Source organism: Prosthecobacter sp. (assembly GCF_049294395.1).
Classification (GTDB): Bacteria; Verrucomicrobiota; Verrucomicrobiia; order Verrucomicrobiales; family Verrucomicrobiaceae; genus Prosthecobacter.
The window spans coordinates 1-15,889 of the sequence record NZ_JBAQCR010000226.1 but is presented as its reverse complement, the minus strand read 5'-3'; the positions used below and the strand labels follow the sequence as shown (position 1 = coordinate 15,889).

Annotated in this window: 16 protein-coding genes and 1 pseudogene; 15 read left to right on the top strand and 2 right to left on the bottom strand. The window is 58.9% G+C overall.

Annotation, left to right across the window (positions count from 1 at the left end; genetic code table 11):
- Positions 1-35 precede the first annotated feature (35 nt).
- From WAW39_RS15720 to WAW39_RS15685, 8 genes are all read left to right on the top strand, one after another.
- Positions 36-371, top strand: a complete 336-nt coding sequence (locus tag WAW39_RS15720; RefSeq protein WP_422320135.1) for a hypothetical protein — start codon at positions 36-38, stop codon at positions 369-371.
- 98 nt (positions 372-469) lie between these two features.
- Positions 470-3,694: a preprotein translocase subunit SecA gene (secA, locus tag WAW39_RS15715; RefSeq protein WP_422320134.1), complete on the top strand. Its 3,225-nt coding sequence runs from the start codon at positions 470-472 to the stop codon at positions 3,692-3,694.
- A gap of 275 nt (positions 3,695-3,969) precedes the next feature.
- Entirely contained in the window at positions 3,970-4,830 is an 861-nt protein-coding gene (locus WAW39_RS15710; RefSeq protein WP_422320133.1) for an alpha/beta hydrolase, read from the top strand.
- Positions 4,831-4,900: 70 nt separating this feature from the next.
- Positions 4,901-6,043 carry an NHL repeat-containing protein gene (locus WAW39_RS15705; RefSeq protein ID WP_422320132.1) on the top strand — a complete coding sequence of 381 codons (1,143 nt, stop codon included), beginning with the start codon at positions 4,901-4,903 and terminating at the stop codon, positions 6,041-6,043.
- A gap of 208 nt (positions 6,044-6,251) precedes the next feature.
- The gene (rplM, locus tag WAW39_RS15700; protein ID WP_422320131.1) at positions 6,252-6,683 is read left to right on the top strand and encodes a 50S ribosomal protein L13; all 432 of its coding nucleotides are present in this window, start codon (positions 6,252-6,254) and stop codon (positions 6,681-6,683) included.
- Positions 6,684-6,705: 22 nt separating this feature from the next.
- Positions 6,706-7,098, top strand: a complete 393-nt coding sequence (rpsI, locus tag WAW39_RS15695) for a 30S ribosomal protein S9 (protein WP_300932163.1) — start codon at positions 6,706-6,708, stop codon at positions 7,096-7,098.
- A gap of 99 nt (positions 7,099-7,197) precedes the next feature.
- A complete protein-coding gene (locus WAW39_RS15690) occupies positions 7,198-7,479 on the top strand; it encodes a hypothetical protein (protein ID WP_422320130.1) in 282 nt (93 codons plus the stop codon).
- 53 nt (positions 7,480-7,532) lie between these two features.
- Entirely contained in the window at positions 7,533-8,012 is a 480-nt protein-coding gene (locus tag WAW39_RS15685; RefSeq protein WP_422320129.1) for a hypothetical protein, read from the top strand.
- A 44-nt stretch (positions 8,013-8,056) separates the two neighbouring features.
- On the opposite strand, the gene WAW39_RS15680 is transcribed toward WAW39_RS15685, so the two are convergent.
- Both WAW39_RS15680 and hprK read right to left on the bottom strand, forming a co-directional pair.
- The gene (locus tag WAW39_RS15680) at positions 8,057-8,329 is read right to left on the bottom strand and encodes an HPr family phosphocarrier protein (protein ID WP_395734000.1); all 273 of its coding nucleotides are present in this window, start codon (positions 8,327-8,329) and stop codon (positions 8,057-8,059) included.
- Positions 8,330-8,352: 23 nt separating this feature from the next.
- Entirely contained in the window at positions 8,353-9,321 is a 969-nt protein-coding gene (gene hprK / locus WAW39_RS15675; protein WP_422320128.1) for an HPr(Ser) kinase/phosphatase, read from the bottom strand.
- Positions 9,322-9,454: 133 nt separating this feature from the next.
- On the opposite strand from hprK, the gene WAW39_RS15670 reads away from it, so the two are divergent.
- The 7 genes and pseudogenes from WAW39_RS15670 to WAW39_RS15640 form a co-directional block, all read left to right on the top strand.
- Complete coding sequence (locus WAW39_RS15670; RefSeq protein WP_422320127.1) at positions 9,455-10,669, top strand: bifunctional 3,4-dihydroxy-2-butanone-4-phosphate synthase/GTP cyclohydrolase II; 1,215 nt, start codon at positions 9,455-9,457, stop codon at positions 10,667-10,669.
- A 4-nt stretch (positions 10,670-10,673) separates the two neighbouring features.
- A complete protein-coding gene (gene ribH / locus WAW39_RS15665; RefSeq protein WP_422320126.1) occupies positions 10,674-11,177 on the top strand; it encodes a 6,7-dimethyl-8-ribityllumazine synthase in 504 nt (167 codons plus the stop codon).
- Positions 11,178-11,181: 4 nt separating this feature from the next.
- Positions 11,182-11,646 (top strand): transcription antitermination factor NusB, encoded by a 465-nt coding sequence (nusB, locus tag WAW39_RS15660; RefSeq protein WP_422320125.1) that lies wholly within the window; start codon positions 11,182-11,184, stop codon positions 11,644-11,646.
- An 88-nt stretch (positions 11,647-11,734) separates the two neighbouring features.
- Complete coding sequence (ftsY, locus tag WAW39_RS15655) at positions 11,735-12,580, top strand: signal recognition particle-docking protein FtsY (protein ID WP_422320124.1); 846 nt, start codon at positions 11,735-11,737, stop codon at positions 12,578-12,580.
- Between the two features lie 186 nt (positions 12,581-12,766).
- A complete protein-coding gene (locus tag WAW39_RS15650) occupies positions 12,767-14,188 on the top strand; it encodes a MotA/TolQ/ExbB proton channel family protein (protein WP_422320123.1) in 1,422 nt (473 codons plus the stop codon).
- 34 nt (positions 14,189-14,222) lie between these two features.
- Positions 14,223-15,146, top strand: a complete 924-nt coding sequence (locus tag WAW39_RS15645; RefSeq protein WP_422320122.1) for a hypothetical protein — start codon at positions 14,223-14,225, stop codon at positions 15,144-15,146.
- 6 nt (positions 15,147-15,152) lie between these two features.
- Positions 15,153-15,889, top strand: a pseudogene (locus tag WAW39_RS15640) (hypothetical protein); the annotation flags it as partial.

Sequence of the window (15,889 nt, the reverse complement as noted above, 5' to 3'; positions counted from 1 at the left end):
AAGTGCGGCGAAAAGCTACATCACAACCGCTGTCAATGGCACTCGTTGTCAAAAAATTGAAGATGGAAGCACTTGTCGGATCATCCATTCTCGATTTGGTCTGCGACCGTTCCAAGACCGCAGCCGCCATGCCTTTATACGATCCCTATGCGTTTCAGCTCGCTGGCTTCAGCGAGGGCGATGTCGATGAAATCCTCGCCGACCTCGACTATCTGCACCGCAATTCGCGCTGGACGCACCGGCGTGACCAGATCGAGCGTATGATCGTGGAATCCCCGGTGATTTTGCTCGATTTCCTGCGCAGTGTGCAGCCTGAAGTGGTGCGAAATGCCATGATTCCGCGCCGGGTGAAGGATGTGGTGCTCCGGTAAGAGGCCCGTTTGAGTCCTTGCGCGTTGGCTTACATCCGCCACATTCGGCCTCCCCCCGACCCGGCCAATGTGAGCCGGGCGGCGTATTCTCATTTCCCATGTTCAACTGGATCATCAAAAAAATCATCGGCACCAAGAACCAGCGCACTGTGCGCAAGCTTCAACCCACGGTGGCCGAGATCAACCGCATCGAAGCCCTGCTTCAAAACGAGCCGGAGGAAGCGCTGCGGGAACGCACCCAGAAATGGCAGTCCCAGTTCCGCGCCTTTCATACGCCGCCATTCCTCGGCGGGGTGAGCCTGCGCATCGCGAATGAAGCGGAAGTGGATGCCTGCCTGGAAGCGGTGGAGAAGTATTTCACCGCGCTGAAGCCGCATTTCCCGGCGCTGGAAAATGATTATCTCGCTTCCGCAGCCTGGAACGGTGCCGCCCTGGATGACAAGAAGGCCCGCATCGACCGCGCACGTGAAGCCTGGAACGCCATCCAGCCGGACTTCGCCGCGATCGAGGCGAAGATGCTCAATGACATTCTCCCGGAAGCCTATGCCGTGGTGAAAAACGCCGCCCGCCGCATGTGCGGACGCGAGATCATCGTCTGCGACCAGCCGCTGGGCTGGAACATGGTGCACTTTGATGTGCAGCTCGTCGGTGGTGTGGCCTTGCACCGCGGCATGATCGCTGAAATGGCGACCGGGGAAGGGAAGACGCTGGTCGGTACGCTGCCGGTGTACCTGAACGCCCTCACCGGACGTGGCGTGCACGTCATCACGGTGAATGACTACCTCGCACGTCGTGACAGCGAGTGGATGGGCAGCCTCTATAAGTACCTTGGCCTCACGGTCGGCTGCATTCAAAACGACCAGCCAAGCCACCTGCGCCGCGAGCAGTATCAGGCGGACATCACTTATGGAACGAACAGCGAGTTCGGCTTCGACTACCTGCGCGACAACGGCATGGCCTCCAGCAAGGAGCAGCAGGTGCAGCGCGGCCACTACTTCGCCATCGTGGATGAAGTGGACTCCGTGCTCATTGATGAAGCGCGTACGCCTTTGATCATCAGCGGTCCTGTCATGGCTGCGGAGAGCAATCACCAGTATGAGCGTTACAAGCCCCTGGTGGATCAGCTCGTGCGCCGCCAGAACACACTTTGCAACCGCCTGATCACGGAGGCCAAGGAAGCCGCCGCCGCAGGTCATTTGGAGCAGGCCGGATTGAAGCTCTTCCAGGTGCAGATGGGCCAGCCGAAGAACCGTGCGCTGACACGCTGCATGGAGGAGCCCGAACTCCGCCGTGCCATGGAAAAGGCCGAGCTCTCGCTCTACGCCGACACGCAGAAGGTGGAATTCTTCCGTCTCAAGGAAGAGCTGTACTACTTCATCGAAGAAAAATCCCACGACGCCGATCTCACCGAGATGGGGCGCAACTTCCTCAGCCCTGATGAGCCCGACGCCTTCGTGCTGCCGGACATCGCCACGGTGTACTCTGAGATCGACGGCGACATGACGCTCTCCGAAGAAGCCCGCACCCGCAAGAAGACGGAGATGCAGGACCGCCTTTCCCACCAGGGTCAGCGCATTCACCAGATCAGCCAGCTTCTGCGTGCCTTCTGTCTCTATGAGAAGGACGTCGAATACGTGGTCGAGGAGAACAAGGTCGTCATCGTCGATGCCCAGACGGGCCGTAAAATGGCCGGCCGCCGCTGGAGCGATGGCCTGCACCAGGCCGTGGAAGCCAAGGAAGGCGTGCAGATCGACGCCGAGACGCAGACGCTCGCCACCATCACCATTCAGAACTACTTCCGCCTCTACCAAAAGCTGGGCGGCATGACCGGCACGGCTGAGACCGACGCCGCCGAGTTCCATGACATCTACGCACTCGATGTGCTCACCATCCCGACGAACCGTCCGGTGAAGCGCAAGGATCACAACGACAGCATCTACAAGACACGCCGCGAGAAATTCGCCGCCGTGATCGAGCTGATCCAGGAGCTCAACGCCAAGGGCCAGCCGATTCTCGTTGGCACCGCCAGCGTCGAAGCCTCGGAAATGGTCTCGCGCATGCTCAAGCTGAAGAAGATCACGCACAACGTGCTCAATGCGAAGTATCACCGCCAGGAGGCTGAAATCGTCGCCCGGGCCGGACATCGCGGTGCCGTGACCATCTCCACCAACATGGCTGGTCGTGGTACGGACATCAAGCTGGGTGAAGGCGTCGCCGAACTCGGCGGCCTCTTCGTGCTGGCCACGGAGCGCCACGAAAGCCGCCGCGTGGACCGCCAGCTGCGCGGACGTTCCGCCCGTCAGGGTGACCCCGGCGAGAGCAAATTCTTCCTCAGCTTTGAGGACGACCTCATGCGCAACTTCGGTGCCGCCGAGCGCATGACGAAGATGATGGAGCGCTTTGGCATGAAGGAGGGGGAAGAACTCCAGCACCCCTGGCTCAATCGCAGCGTGGAAACCGCGCAGAAGCGCGTGGAACAGCGCAACTACGTCTGGCGCAAGCGCGTCCTCGAATACGACGACGTGATGAACCAGCAGCGCGAAGTCGTCTATGAGTGGCGCAACGACGTGCTCAACAGCAACGACACCCGCATCCTCATCAACGAGGCCGTGGAAAAGGGCGTCACCGAACGCCTCGGCGCCTTCGTGCCGAAGGACATCAAGGGCGATGACCTGGCCGATTACGAAGGCCTGCTCGCCTGGGTGAACATGACCTTCCCGGTGGGACTGCGGACGCTGGATGATGACTTCAAGAAGCTCGACTTCGAAGCCAAGTCCGCCTTCCTGAAGGACAAGATCCTCGGCGCCTACGAAGTGAAGGTGGGCACCGCCAATCCGACCGCCTTGCAGGAGATCGAGAAGATGATCCTCCTCAACGCCATCGACCGTCTGTGGCAGGAGCACCTGTATGCGTTGGATGCGCTGAAAGAAGGCGTGGGTCTGCGCACCTACGGCCAGAAAGATCCGCTCATCGAGTTCAAGCAGGAAGCCTTCACGATCTTCGCGGAGCTGATGAACAACATCAACGGCGAAGTCCTCGGCAACCTCTTCCGCAGCACGCAGCAGCTCGCCGCGTTTGAGCAGTTCCTGGCCCAGATGGCCCTGCAGGGCGGTGAAAACGAAGCGCCGCAGCGCCGTGAAGAAGAGGAAGAAGAAGAGAAGCCCCAAGCCGCCCCCAATCCGGGCCGCGACGGCCCCCGCCTCATTCTTCCGAGCAGCAACGTCGCCAGACCCAAGCCCCCCGCCAGCACCGTCGGCCGCAACGACCCTTGCCCCTGCGGCAGCGGGAAGAAGTACAAGCAGTGCTGCGGACGAATGGCATAAAGCAGCCCAGTTGCGCCGCAACTGGCCCCTGTAGAACGAACATCCATGTTCGTTCCCTCAGCGCCGCCTTAATCCCAGATCTCCCCAACGCGACAGCAGCCCGCCTGCTGTCGCGTTCTTTTTTGACTGGGTCATGGCTGGCATGTGCTGATTCCACGTGGGATCGCGGATATTGGAAAGACAACTTCGCTACTTGGCTGGCTGCGTTGAAGTCGAAGCGTGAGGGCGGTCTTTCTTGACGCCCGCGCTCCCAATCCTCATCATGGCTCCCAGCCATGACCCCGCGCCTTCTCCTCCCGCTCCTCTTCTCGCTCTCCCTTTCCGCCCTCGCGGTGGACGACTACAAACTCGGACCGCTCTCGCAGGAGAAACCGGACGTGCCAAAAGGGAAGGTGATCCCGATGCCGGCGCATGAGTCGAAGATCTACCCGGGCACCAGCCGCGACTGGTGGATCTATGTGCCGGCGCAGTACAAACCTGAGCAACCGGCGAACCTCATGGTCTTTCAGGACGGGCATGACTACGTGGGCCTGAAGGGCGCGTGGCGGGTGCCGGTGGTGTTTGATAATCTGATCGCCAGCGGGGACATGCAGCCCACCATCGCCATCTTTATTAATCCCGGCCACAGCGGTGAAACGAAGCCGCAGAGCGCGTGGAAGAACAACAACCGGGGCAAGGAGTACAACACGCTGGGGGATGTGTATGCGCGCTTCCTGCTGGAAGAAATCATCCCGCAGGTGCAGAAGGATTACAAGCTCACGGAGAATCCCGAAGGATGGGCCATCGCCGGAGCCAGCAGCGGGGCCATCTGCGCCTTCACGGTGGCGTGGGAGCGTCCGGACAAGTTCCGCAAGGTCTTCTCCACCATCGGCAGCTATGTCGATCTCGCGGGCGGGCATGTCTATCCCTCCATCATCCGCCTCACCGAGCGCAAACCGCTGCGCGTCTATCTGCAGGACGGCAGCAGCGATCTGGACAATCCCTATGGCAACTGGCCGCTGGCGAACCAGCAGATGGCCAAGGCGCTGGCCTACCAGCAGTACGATTACACCTTCACGTTTGGCGACGGCGCCCATAACAGCAAACATGGAGCGAGCATCTTCCCAGAGGCGATGAAATGGCTGTGGCGGAAATAGTCGATCCTATTTCACAGAGATAAATCATCCGCTGAGCGAAGTGGATTCAGTCAACTTTTGTCATTCAATCATGAAAAAGAGCGTTGCTTTTAATAGTGTGTCAGGCGCATTTCTTGCCGCGTTTCACTTGGTCACCAGTTTCGTGATTTGCTCTCAGTTGGATGCAGCGGATAAAGCTGGGGGCAGACCCGCCGGGCAAATCACCTACAAGTGGACACTGTTTGCTGGAAAGGCCGGTGAAAAAGGCAGCGCTGACGGCACTTCCAGCGAGGCGCGTTTTAACGGTCCCGCCGGCATCGCCGTGGATGCCCTTGGCAATCTCTTCGTGGCGGATTGCCACAATAACGCCATTCGAAAAATCACCGCAAAAGGAGAGGTCAGCACCTTTGTAGGCAGTGGTAACCAATCAGGGACGCAGGATGGGGATCGTAAAACAGCTCGTCTATTCCACCCGGTAGGCTTGACCATTGATGGCAGAGGGAATCTGTTTGTTGCCGAGTTTGTAAGCAGTACGATTCGCAAAATCACTCCTGAAGGAGATGTAAGCACCATTGCCGGTAACGGCGATAAATCTGCATATGGCAGCGCGGATGGCCGGGGCCGTGAGGCGCGCTTCTTTTTCCCTACAGGCACTGCCGTTGATAAGGCTGGCAATGTTTATGTCGGTGATACTAAAAATGAAATTGTGCGCAAGATCACTCCCGAAGGTGTTGTCAGCACTCTGGCTGGAAAGGCTGAGCAGTGGGGCTATAAGGATGGTATAGGAAGCGAGGCGCGCTTGTCGGGGCCAGGTGGCATGGTGGTTGGTCCTGATGGTGTCTTGTATGTCGCTGATGTCGGCAATTGCTGCATTCGCAAAATCAGTCCTGATGGCAAGGTGACGACTTTCGTGGGAAGAGGAGGGGAGCCAGGGGAGTTTAGTGGCAGAGTTGATGCGGTTGGCGATGCCGCACGGTTCGACTGTCCCGACGATCTGGTCATGGATGCCGCAGGCATCATCTATGTGGCTGATACAGAAAATCACACCATTCGCAGAGTCTTTGCTGATGGTCGTGTCGATACGATTGGTGGCAAGTCTGGCCAGCCAGGTGCGCTCGACAGCTTGGGCGGCAATTTGCATTTCCGCCCACGTGGCATCGCGATAAGCGCGGATGGCATTCTCTACGTAACGGATCAGTTTAACCACATCATCTATCGTGGTGTCCCTGAATGAGTGTGGGCATGGGAGTCGATGAAATGGCTGTGGCGGAAGTGAAAATCAGGGGCTCGCAGCCTGCTTGGACCGGGCAATCGGCCCAAAATGCGCGGCCAAGTCACTTTTCATTGTGAATAACTCGGTTTCCACCTTGACACATTCTCCAATCCTCTTACCATCGCGGCCCCTTCTTTCCCAGTCGGAAGATATTTCGTACACAGCACTAATGAAGACGTTTTCAGCAAAAGCCCAGGAGCAGAACCCCACATGGTGGGTCATCGACGCCAAGAACCAAATTCTTGGAGACGTCGCAGTTACCGCAGCCAACCTCCTGCGCGGTAAAAACAAGCCTATTTTCACCCCACACGTTGATACGGGTGATTTCGTGGTCGTCCTGAACGCCGCCGAAGTCCGCCTGACCGGCAAAAAGGAGATCCAAAAGATCTACACCTCGAAAGCTGGCTACGTCGGCAATCAGAAGATCGAAAACGTTGAGCGCGTCCGCGCCCGCCGTCCAGAGCTTCTCGTTGAGCGCGCTGTGAAGGGCATGGTCCCCCACAATCGTCTTGGCCGCGCTGTCATGGGCAAGCTGAAGATCTATGAGGGTGCCGCGCATCCGCATGAGGCGCAGAATCCAAAGCCTGTCGTCATCGCCTAATTCTTTCCCTGTTACCTATCGCATGAGCAAGCCTCTCAAAACCACCACCGGCCGCCGCAAGACCGCCATCGCCCGCGTCTTCATCACTGAAGGAGCCGGAAGCATCACCGTCAACGGACGTGACTTCGAAGAGTACTTCCCGACGGTCGCCCTGCAGAACCAGATTCTGTTCCCGCTGGCCCTCACGAATTCCCGCCAGACGTATGACTTCAAGGTGAACGCCAGCGGCGGTGGTTGCACCGGCCAGGTGGGTGCCGTTCGTCTCGGCATTGCTCGCGCTTTGATCGGCGTGAATCCTGAGCTTCGCGGCGTCCTCAAGCAGAACGGTCTGCTGACCCGTGACTCCCGCGCCAAGGAACGTAAGAAGCCAGGTCGCCCAGGCGCCCGCAAACGCTTCCAGTTCTCCAAGCGTTAATCGACTCTTTTTTCAGCTCGATGTGTGCAAAACCCCGCCCTGTGCGGGGTTTTGTTTTTTCTGTCGCTGGTGTCGCATTTTCGTTCCAAACTCCGCCCCATGCCCATTGTTTCCGGCCAACTTCTCGTCCTTTTTGCCAGCGTCATCTGGATCCTCTTCTGCATGCGCTTCTGGTATGCCATCGACCGTGAGCATACGTGGCAGCGGCGTTTCATTGCCATTGGCGCCGGGATTGGTGGCGGCCTGATTTACCTCATCGGGGTGATGATGCTGCAGATGCTGAAGGAGCCGGAGCTGAAGCTAAAGATAGAGAAGGGAGAGGTGCAGGAGCCAGGAGAGATCCGGGTGTATTCGCGTCCGCCTGCGGATGAGAAGAAGTAACGGGCAGTGCTGTTTTTCTTGCCTCGGTCAAGGAGCCTGTTTAGAACCAAAAAATGCCAGCCAGCTTTAACGGAATTGGAACCGCTTACTATGGCGAGTGTGATTTTCGAGCCGATGGCTCTTATGTCACCACCGAATGGATCACCGTGTTTTTTGTTCCGCTGCTTCCCTTCAGGAGCGTGCGCTTGATCCGGGTGCCCAGTCAGGACGTCAATTTGATCGTCTTTATCTCCGAGGGGTTTGCGGTGATCGAGCGCGGCCCTCTTCACTGGGGGCAGGTGGGAAGAGTGTATGGGTTCGCCCTTCTGCTGGTGGCGCACGTCTTGGCCTGTTTTGAAGTCCCTCAGCTGATAGGCTTGACCTGGGGGATGGTTGCCAAGCCATGGTGGATTTTTGTCTGCATACTCCTGCTGGCGTTGCCGTTTTTTCTGCCGTTGTACCTGCGGCACAAGGCACGCCGAAAGGTTCCGTATTGTGGAGCAGCGCTGCTTGAAACCATCAACAGGCTCAAATCTCCTCAAACGGCCGTGTGAGCAGCCATTGCTGAAGAAAGTTCTTCGCGGTTCGGAAGGCGCCGCTACTCCGCGTCGCCAAAGCCGGAGGTCACCAGCTCTTCGAGATCGGCCACGGCAGCCTCGGCGTCGTTGCCATCGGCGATGATTTTGATCGTCTCGCCGCGGCCTGCGGCCAGCATCATGAGGCCCATGATGCTTTTGCCGTTCACGGGTTCGTCGTCTTTTTCCACCCAGACGTCACACTGATACTTGCTGGCACGCTTGACGAACTGCGCCGCCGGGCGTGCGTGCATGCCCATTTTATTGCGGATCGTCAGTTCTTTTTGAATGCTCATGGTGGTGAGGGAAGGTGCTGCTGTTAACCTAATTGATCATCCGTCATCTTTTTCAACAACCTTTGGTCAAACTCTACGGCGCTGTTGTATCCAAAGGTGCGTAATTTAAAATTGATGGCGGCCAGTTCGATGAGTCCGGCCACGTCGCGGCCCGGCTCCACCGGCAGCGCCACACGGCCGATCTTAAGGCCCATGATCTCGCGGGTGTCGTTGTTCACCCCCACTCGCTCCAGGTCTTCGGTTTTGGCACCGCGCACGAGTTCTACGATCAAATCCAGCCGTTTGCTGAGGCGCACGGCGCTGACGCCAAAGAGGGCCGCCACGTTCAGAATCCCCAGGCCACGGATTTCGATCATCCCACGGGTGATGTCCGGGGCGGAGCCGATGACCTCGCGGTCTTCGATCAGGCGCAGCCGCACGGCGTCATCCGCCACGAGGCTCGCGCCCCGCTGGAGCAGGCCGATCACGCTTTCGCTCTTGCCGCAGCCGCTGTCTCCCTGGATCAGCACACCGAGGCCCTGCACGTCCACCAGGCAGCCATGCACCAGCAGGGTGGGGGCAAAGGCCCACTCCAGCTTGATGGTGGCCGCATTGAGGAACTTCATGGTCATCATGCTGGTCTGGAAGACGGAGATCCCGGCCTCATTGGCGATCTGGATCAATTCGTCGTCAATCCGGTGCCCGCGCGCGATGACGACGCAGGGGATGTCCCAGGAGCAGAGCTGGCTGAAGCGCGCCGCACGCAGCTTGGGGTCCAGCCCTTCGAGGAAGGAGCACTCCGAGTTCCCGATGACCTGCACGCGTTTGTAAGCGAAGTAGGTGAAGAAGCCGGACAGCGCCAAGCCGGGGCGGTTCACCGAGGGCTCGCTGATTTTGCGCGTGTAGCCCGCATCGCTGCCGATCAGCTTGAGCTTGAGCGATTTTTCATTCAGGCTGAAAAACTCCCCCACCGTCACCGAGGACGGGCGTTTGACTTTGGTTGGTGGAGGCATGACTTGACATTACGCGAAGCTCCTCAAACACAGCAACGAAAAAGCAACTCGCACTGGAAAACAGTCTCCAACCGTTTAAATCATCCGACCCTGACGCCGCAACCCGCGGCACTGGCTCTTTTACACCTCTCTCATGCCCCGCAAAAAGGAATCCGCTTTCGACTCCGTGGAGTCTGTCCTCGCAGACATTCGCGCTGGCCGTATGGTCATAGTCACCGATGACGAAGACCGTGAAAATGAGGGGGACTTGATCTGTGCCGCCGAAAAGATCACCGCTGACATGGTGAACTTCATGGTGCGGCAGGGCGGGGGCATGCTCTGCGTGCCGGTCTCCCTTGAAATCGCCGAGAAGCTGAACCTCCCCAGCATGGTGCCGGAGAACCGCGAAGCCTTCCGCACCGACTTTACCGTGACCGTGGATGCGGCCAAGGGCATCAGCACAGGAATCAGCGCTGCTGACCGCTGCCGCACCATCCGCCTGCTGGCAGATGCCAAAAGCAAGCCGGAGGATCTGGTGCAGCCCGGCCACATCAATCCACTGGTGGCCAAGCCGGGTGGCGTCCTGCGCCGCGCGGGGCATACCGAGGCCGCCGTGGATCTGGCCCGCCTCGCGGGACTGCGTGAAGCCGGGGTGCTCATCGAGATCATGAACGCCGACGGCACCATGGCGCGTCTTCCGCACCTGAAGAAATTTGCCAAGAAGCACGCCCTCAAGATGTGCAGCATCGCCGACTTGATCGCGCACCGCCGCCTGAGCGAGAAGCTGGTGGAAAAGATCGAGGTCGTGGACATGCCCACCGACTTCGGAGTCTTCAAACTGCACCTCTACAAAAGCAGCCTGGATGGCGTCCACCACGTGGCTCTGGTCATGGGAGACGTCACACCTGATGAGCCCGTGCTCGTGCGGGTGCACAGCGAATGCCTCACCGGAGATGTGTTTTCCTCCCGCCGCTGCGACTGCGGCAGCCAGCTCCATGCCGCGATGAAGCAGATCGCCACTGCAGGGAAGGGGATCATCGTTTACATGCGCGGCCACGAAGGACGCGGCATCGGTCTGCACGGCAAGATCATGGCCTACAAGCTCCAGGAGCAGGGCTTTGACACCGTGGAGGCCAATCTGAAACTCGGCTTCCCCATGGACCTGCGCGACTACGGCATCGGTGCGCAGATCATCTCCGACCTGGGGGTGCGCAAGCTTCTGCTCATGACCAACAACCCGCGCAAAGTCGTGGGCCTTGAAGGCCACAAGCTCGAAATCGTCGAACAAGTCCCCGTTAAATCCACGCCAAAACCCGAGAACGCCCGCTATCTCGAAACGAAGAAGAAAAAGATGGGCCACAAGCTTTAGTCACATGTCCAATTACGCCTCCAGTCGTCCACGCCCCACCCAGGATCCGATCAACATCGCGATCGTCGCCTCATTGTACAACAACCAGTTCGTCCAAGGCCTGCTCAATGCCGCCAAGGAAGAGATCGAAGTCATTGCTCCCAATGCTTCCATCGATGTCTATCGCGTGCCCGGCGCTTTCGAGATCCCGGTCTGCGTGGAGCACGTGCTGCGTGGCAGCGCGCCGGATGCCGTCATCACCCTGGGAGTCATCATTCGTGGCTCCACGGAGCATGCCGATCTCGTCGGTGCTTCGGTGACGGATGCCCTGCAGCAGATGGCGGTGAGGCACTGCATCCCCGTCATTCATGAGGTGCTGCTCGTCAGCACGGAGGAGCAGGCGGAGGAACGCTGCCTGGGCGCCACCATCAATCGTGGCACGGAAGCCGCGCAGACTTGCGTCAAAATGATCAATCTGTTCGGCAAGATGAAGGCCAGCTTTGCCGGCGAACCCCTTGACCACGCCTAACATCATGGGAAGACGCCGCGAAGGCCGCGAGGCCGCCATTCAATTTCTCTTTGCCCGTGATCTCCAAGGAACGGAAAAGCCCGGGGAACCGGAGGACTTCTGGAGTCTTCATAGCGCGAGGGCTTCCACCCGTGCGTTTGCTGAAAACTTGATCAAGGGGGTCATCGGCCATCAGGAGCAGATCGATTCAGGGATCACCGGACTGCTGGAGAACTTCAGTTTCGAACGACTCGCCGCCGTGGACCGCAACGTGCTGCGCGTGGCCTCCTACGAGCTGCTCTACTGCCCGGAGGTGCCCACGCCTGTCATCTTGAACGAGGCCATCGACATCGCCAAGGCCCTCAGCGCCGGGGAGTCCGGCTCCTTCGTCAATGGAGTGCTCGACAAGCTGGCCAAATCCCTGCGCAAACCTGAGCCCAAAAAGGTGGAGCATCCCGTGGGCTCCACCACCGACACCTCTGGCGCCTAGGCGGGCGCGGCTTCAAATCTTCAACACGAATGCGTCGTCATCATGGCGCATTCCACTTTCGTCCTTCTGATTTCGTCCTTCTTTCGTCATGGCCGGTTTTTTCAAATCACTCATCCAGCGCTTCACCAAGCCCGACATTGACTGGGATGACCTGGAGGCCTCACTCATCGGCGGAGATCTGGGCCCGCGTCTGGCGCTGCAGATCGTGGCAGATCTCAAATCCCGCCAGCGCACGCTGCACGGGGCGGACATTGTGCAGGTGGCGCGTGAGCATGTGCGCAAAATTTTGCCCGAGTCGGTGCCTGCGATCGAGCCGATCCCCGGCAAGCCCAAGGTCCTCCTCATTGTAGGAGTCAACGGCACCGGCAAGACCACGAGCACAGCCAAGCTGGCGCACCTTCTTCACAAGAGCGGGCACAAGGTGGTGCTGGCTGCCGCAGACACCTTCCGCGCCGCTGCTGTGGAGCAGCTCACGGTCTGGGCTGAGCGTTTGCAGATCCCTCTCGTCAAAGGTCCGCCGAATGGCGATCCCGCATCCGTCTGTTTTGAAGGCTACGAAAAGGCGCTCAAGACGGAGGCTGACTACCTCATCTGTGACACCGCCGGGCGGCTGCACACAAAGCACAACCTGATGGAGGAGCTGAAAAAGATTCACCGCATCCTCGGGCGCAAGGATGCCGAGTCTCCGCATGAAGTGCTGCTGGTCTGTGATGCAACCACCGGCTCCAATGCATTGCAGCAGGCGCGTGAGTTTAATAAGGTGATTCCTTTGACCGGTGTCATTGTCACCAAGCTGGATGGTAGCGGCAAAGGCGGTGTGCTTGTGGCGATTCAGCAGGAACTTGGCGTGCCCACCCGTTTCATCGGACTGGGTGAAAGCGTCGAAGATTTCCAGGCGTTTGATTCGAAGCGCTTCGTGGAAGAACTGCTCTGAGCAGAGTCGAGTGGACAAAAATGATACCTTTGGCCGATACTTTGGTATCTTTGTGGCTGAAGTTTATTTTCATCCCAAGAAATCTATTGTCGAATGGGTATGTCTTTCGCTAAGTAGCAGCGCCCACTTTTTAAATCACACCTTGGAGGAAAATCACCTGTGACGTTCAAATGCCCCTCATGCGACATGCAACTCAAAGCCGAGCCGGAAATGGCAGGCAAAATAGTCCGCTGTCCTGGCTGCAATACCAAGCTGAGCATTCCGGCCATGGCCCCTGCTTCGCTGCCAGCACCTTCGGGGCTGCCGGCTCCCAGCGGCGTATCCGCGCCTGAGCAAGCCTCAGCGCCTGCTGAAAACGACGCATTCGGAGCTGAATATGAGCATGGGGCCTCCGCCCCTGAGCAGCCGCCCGCCACCGGCACGCCGGAGCGTGGAGAGCGCGGCGGCTGGGAGGAAATCGATCCGACAAACCCCAATGGGTTTCTGAGCTTCGGCATCGGCTTCGTGCTGTTCCTCGCATGGGTGGGTATTCTGTTCCCGTTCAAGGCGCCGGACAGCGTCTCTCCGGCGACGTACACGACCATGCAGTTCATCGCGTCGCTGTTCTTCAAGCACATGCTGGTGAGCTTCATGAACACGCTGTTCTTCACGTGGGCCATGTCGATCTTGTATTTGAAAATGCAAAAGCTCAGCCATCAGCGCAAGGCGCTGCTGCTGGATGTGCTGCCCTGGGAGCTGGGGGCGGAAATCAACCGCGACAACGTGGGCCAGTTCATCGACCACGTTTACAAGCTGCCGCATCGCCTGCGTGACAGCATGATGGTCAACCGCATCCGCAAGGCCCTGGAGCTTTTTGAAGTGAAACAAAATGTGGGGGATGTGACGAACATGCTCTCCAGCCAGTCCGACATCGACAGCATGCGCATTGGCGGCAGTTACTCGCTGCTGAAGGCATTCCTTTGGGCCATCCCGATTCTGGGGTTCATCGGCACCGTCATCGGTCTGTCACACGCCATCGGCGGCATGAACTTCGGCAACATGACCGATCTCAAGCAGGTGACCGCGACACTGGGCGCCGTGACCGGCGGCCTCGGCACCGCATTCGATGCCACCCTGCTCGGCCTCGTGCTGGCCATGACGCTGAACTTCCCGCTCAACGGCATGATGAAAGCGGAGGATGACTGCCTCAATGACATCGACGCCTTCTGCAATGAAGTGCTGCTGCCCCGCCTCAATGACGGCGGCAGCATTGCCGGTGGCGAGACGGCGGGGGTGATGGACACGCTGGTGAAAGCGGTGGCCAATGCGCAGAAGGATTTCCTCGTGGATCTCAACGCCCTCTCCAAGCAGATCAAGGAGCAGGCTGACAACCTCGACAAACGCGCCGCCGCGCATCAGCAGCGGGTGGACGCCGAGTTTGCCATGACGCTGAACCGCATGCGTGAAGACATGACCAATGCGGTGAAGGACAGCGTGAAGACCACCACGGACTACACGCGCGCTCTGGCCAGCGGCATCCAGTCTTTGAACACCCTGCTGTCCGAACTCGGCGGCAAGCAGATCATGATTCATCAGGTGAAGAAAAAGGGCTGGTTCAGCAGCAAATAGCCGCCTCAACCTCAGCTCATTCCTATAGAAAATCATGGCAAAGCGCCGACATGCCGCCAAAGACGAGATCCTGCTGGTCCCGTTTCTGGACATTCTGTGCTCGCTGATCGGGGTGCTGATCCTCATCATCGTGGTGCTCTGCGTATCGCAGACCCAGCAGACGGAAGGACGCACACCGGAGGACGTGCAGATGGCGCAGGACGCCAAGCGCTTGCGGCAGGAGATCGTGGAGCGCAAGGCGCAGGACGTCATTCTCAAGGAAAAGCTGGCGTCCCTGGAGGCGCTGCAAAAGCAGATCGAAGAGAAGGAACAGCGCTTCATCAAGCTACGGAAGTTGATCAACACCTCCAAGGATCTTCAGGAGGAGAACCTGAAGATCAGCCAGAAGATGCAGAAGGAGCTGGATGATCTGATGCTCGAAATCGAGGGCATGAAGCAGCAGCAGGTGGAGAGCAAAAAGGAAATCGCCACCCTCATGGCCGAGCTCAAGAAGCGCGATGTGCCGCCGGACAAAAAGATCCCGCCGGTGATCGTGCAGCCTTCCGGCACTGGCATGCCGGCAGATACGAAAGTCTATTTCGTCGAGGCAGGCGGCGGAGCCTTGAAAATCCTCGGTGCCTGGGGTGAAGACTATCGCCTGAGCGCCACGGCCTCGGTGGTGGTCGCTGATGCCGCCTACAATCACTTCCTCACCGAACTCGCCAAGGATCCCAAGTCGCTGATCCTGTTCCTCATCCGTGACGATGGGCAGGGGGCCTTCAACAACGGTGCTGGCCGCGCGGAGAACGACTACAAAGTGCGTGTGGGCAAGCTGCCCATCCCTGGTCGCGGCGTGCTGGATCTTAATTTGTTTGCCAAATTTCGCGGCAAGATCCCGCCACCGCCCGCTGCGCCACCCACCACGCCAGCACCTCCTGCGCCCCCCGCCGGAACTCCTCCACCCAAGAAAGCTGCCTGACACGCCATGGCAAAACGCAAACCACATGAAGAGCAGGAGCTGCCGTTCGTCGCCTTGATGGACACGATGACGAACGTCGTCGGTGTGCTCATCATCGTGCTCGTCATGGTCGGCCTGAGCGTGGCCAGTGCGGTCAAAAAAGTGCTGTCCGATCTGCCGCCCGTCACCAAGGAGGAACTCCAGCAGATCCAGGAGCAGGTGAAGCAGCTGCCTGAAAAGATTGATCCGGTGAAAGTCGAGGAGCAGCAGAAGCAGGCGGAAGCCCAGCTCAAGCGCGCCATCGAGGATCTCAAGACCGTCGATACCGCCGACTTGCAGCAGAAGATGAAGTTCATGGATCTCGACGCTTTCCAGAAGCAGCTGGACCAGCGGAGAAAAGACCGTGAGGCAAGCAAGGTCGAGACCGATAAAATTCTGGCAGAAGTCGAGCGCCTCAAAGCGCTGCTGGACAAGACACCTGTCTACCAGCCGCCGCCGCCGACCTACGTGCGCCTGCCAAATCCTCGCGCCTATCCTGAGAAGCCTAATGAGACACGCGTCCTCGTGGCCAAACAAGGCGTGCTGTTCTTCAACCAGACCAAGTTTTTGCAGCCAATCATCGAAGGCATGGACAAGGTGAAGTCACAGCTCGAATACCAGAAGGTGGAGTACGCCCCGTTTGCCAAGCTGCTCGAAGGCATTCTGGGATCACCTGCCAACGCGCAGAAAGCATGGCCAGACATCGCCGGCCTGGTGGACCGGGT

Bases quoted from the DNA above. Each gene is read 5' to 3' on its own strand.
- WAW39_RS15710 (WP_422320133.1), top strand. From the start codon at position 3,970: ATGACCCCGCGCCTTCTCCTCCCGCTCCTCTTCTCGCTCTCCCTTTCC.
- hprK (WP_422320128.1), bottom strand. From the start codon at position 9,321: ATGCCTCCACCAACCAAAGTCAAACGCCCGTCCTCGGTGACGGTGGGG.
- nusB (WP_422320125.1), top strand. From the start codon at position 11,182: ATGGGAAGACGCCGCGAAGGCCGCGAGGCCGCCATTCAATTTCTCTTT.
- secA (WP_422320134.1), top strand. From the start codon at position 470: ATGTTCAACTGGATCATCAAAAAAATCATCGGCACCAAGAACCAGCGC.
- WAW39_RS15650 (WP_422320123.1), top strand. From the start codon at position 12,767: ATGCAACTCAAAGCCGAGCCGGAAATGGCAGGCAAAATAGTCCGCTGT.
- WAW39_RS15645 (WP_422320122.1), top strand. From the start codon at position 14,223: ATGGCAAAGCGCCGACATGCCGCCAAAGACGAGATCCTGCTGGTCCCG.
- WAW39_RS15680 (WP_395734000.1), bottom strand. From the start codon at position 8,329: ATGAGCATTCAAAAAGAACTGACGATCCGCAATAAAATGGGCATGCAC.
- ribH (WP_422320126.1), top strand. From the start codon at position 10,674: ATGTCCAATTACGCCTCCAGTCGTCCACGCCCCACCCAGGATCCGATC.
- WAW39_RS15670 (WP_422320127.1), top strand. From the start codon at position 9,455: ATGCCCCGCAAAAAGGAATCCGCTTTCGACTCCGTGGAGTCTGTCCTC.
- ftsY (WP_422320124.1), top strand. From the start codon at position 11,735: ATGGCCGGTTTTTTCAAATCACTCATCCAGCGCTTCACCAAGCCCGAC.
- rplM (WP_422320131.1), top strand. From the start codon at position 6,252: ATGAAGACGTTTTCAGCAAAAGCCCAGGAGCAGAACCCCACATGGTGG.
- WAW39_RS15685 (WP_422320129.1), top strand. From the start codon at position 7,533: ATGCCAGCCAGCTTTAACGGAATTGGAACCGCTTACTATGGCGAGTGT.
- WAW39_RS15720 (WP_422320135.1), top strand. From the start codon at position 36: ATGGCACTCGTTGTCAAAAAATTGAAGATGGAAGCACTTGTCGGATCA.
- rpsI (WP_300932163.1), top strand. From the start codon at position 6,706: ATGAGCAAGCCTCTCAAAACCACCACCGGCCGCCGCAAGACCGCCATC.
- WAW39_RS15705 (WP_422320132.1), top strand. From the start codon at position 4,901: ATGAAAAAGAGCGTTGCTTTTAATAGTGTGTCAGGCGCATTTCTTGCC.
- WAW39_RS15690 (WP_422320130.1), top strand. From the start codon at position 7,198: ATGCCCATTGTTTCCGGCCAACTTCTCGTCCTTTTTGCCAGCGTCATC.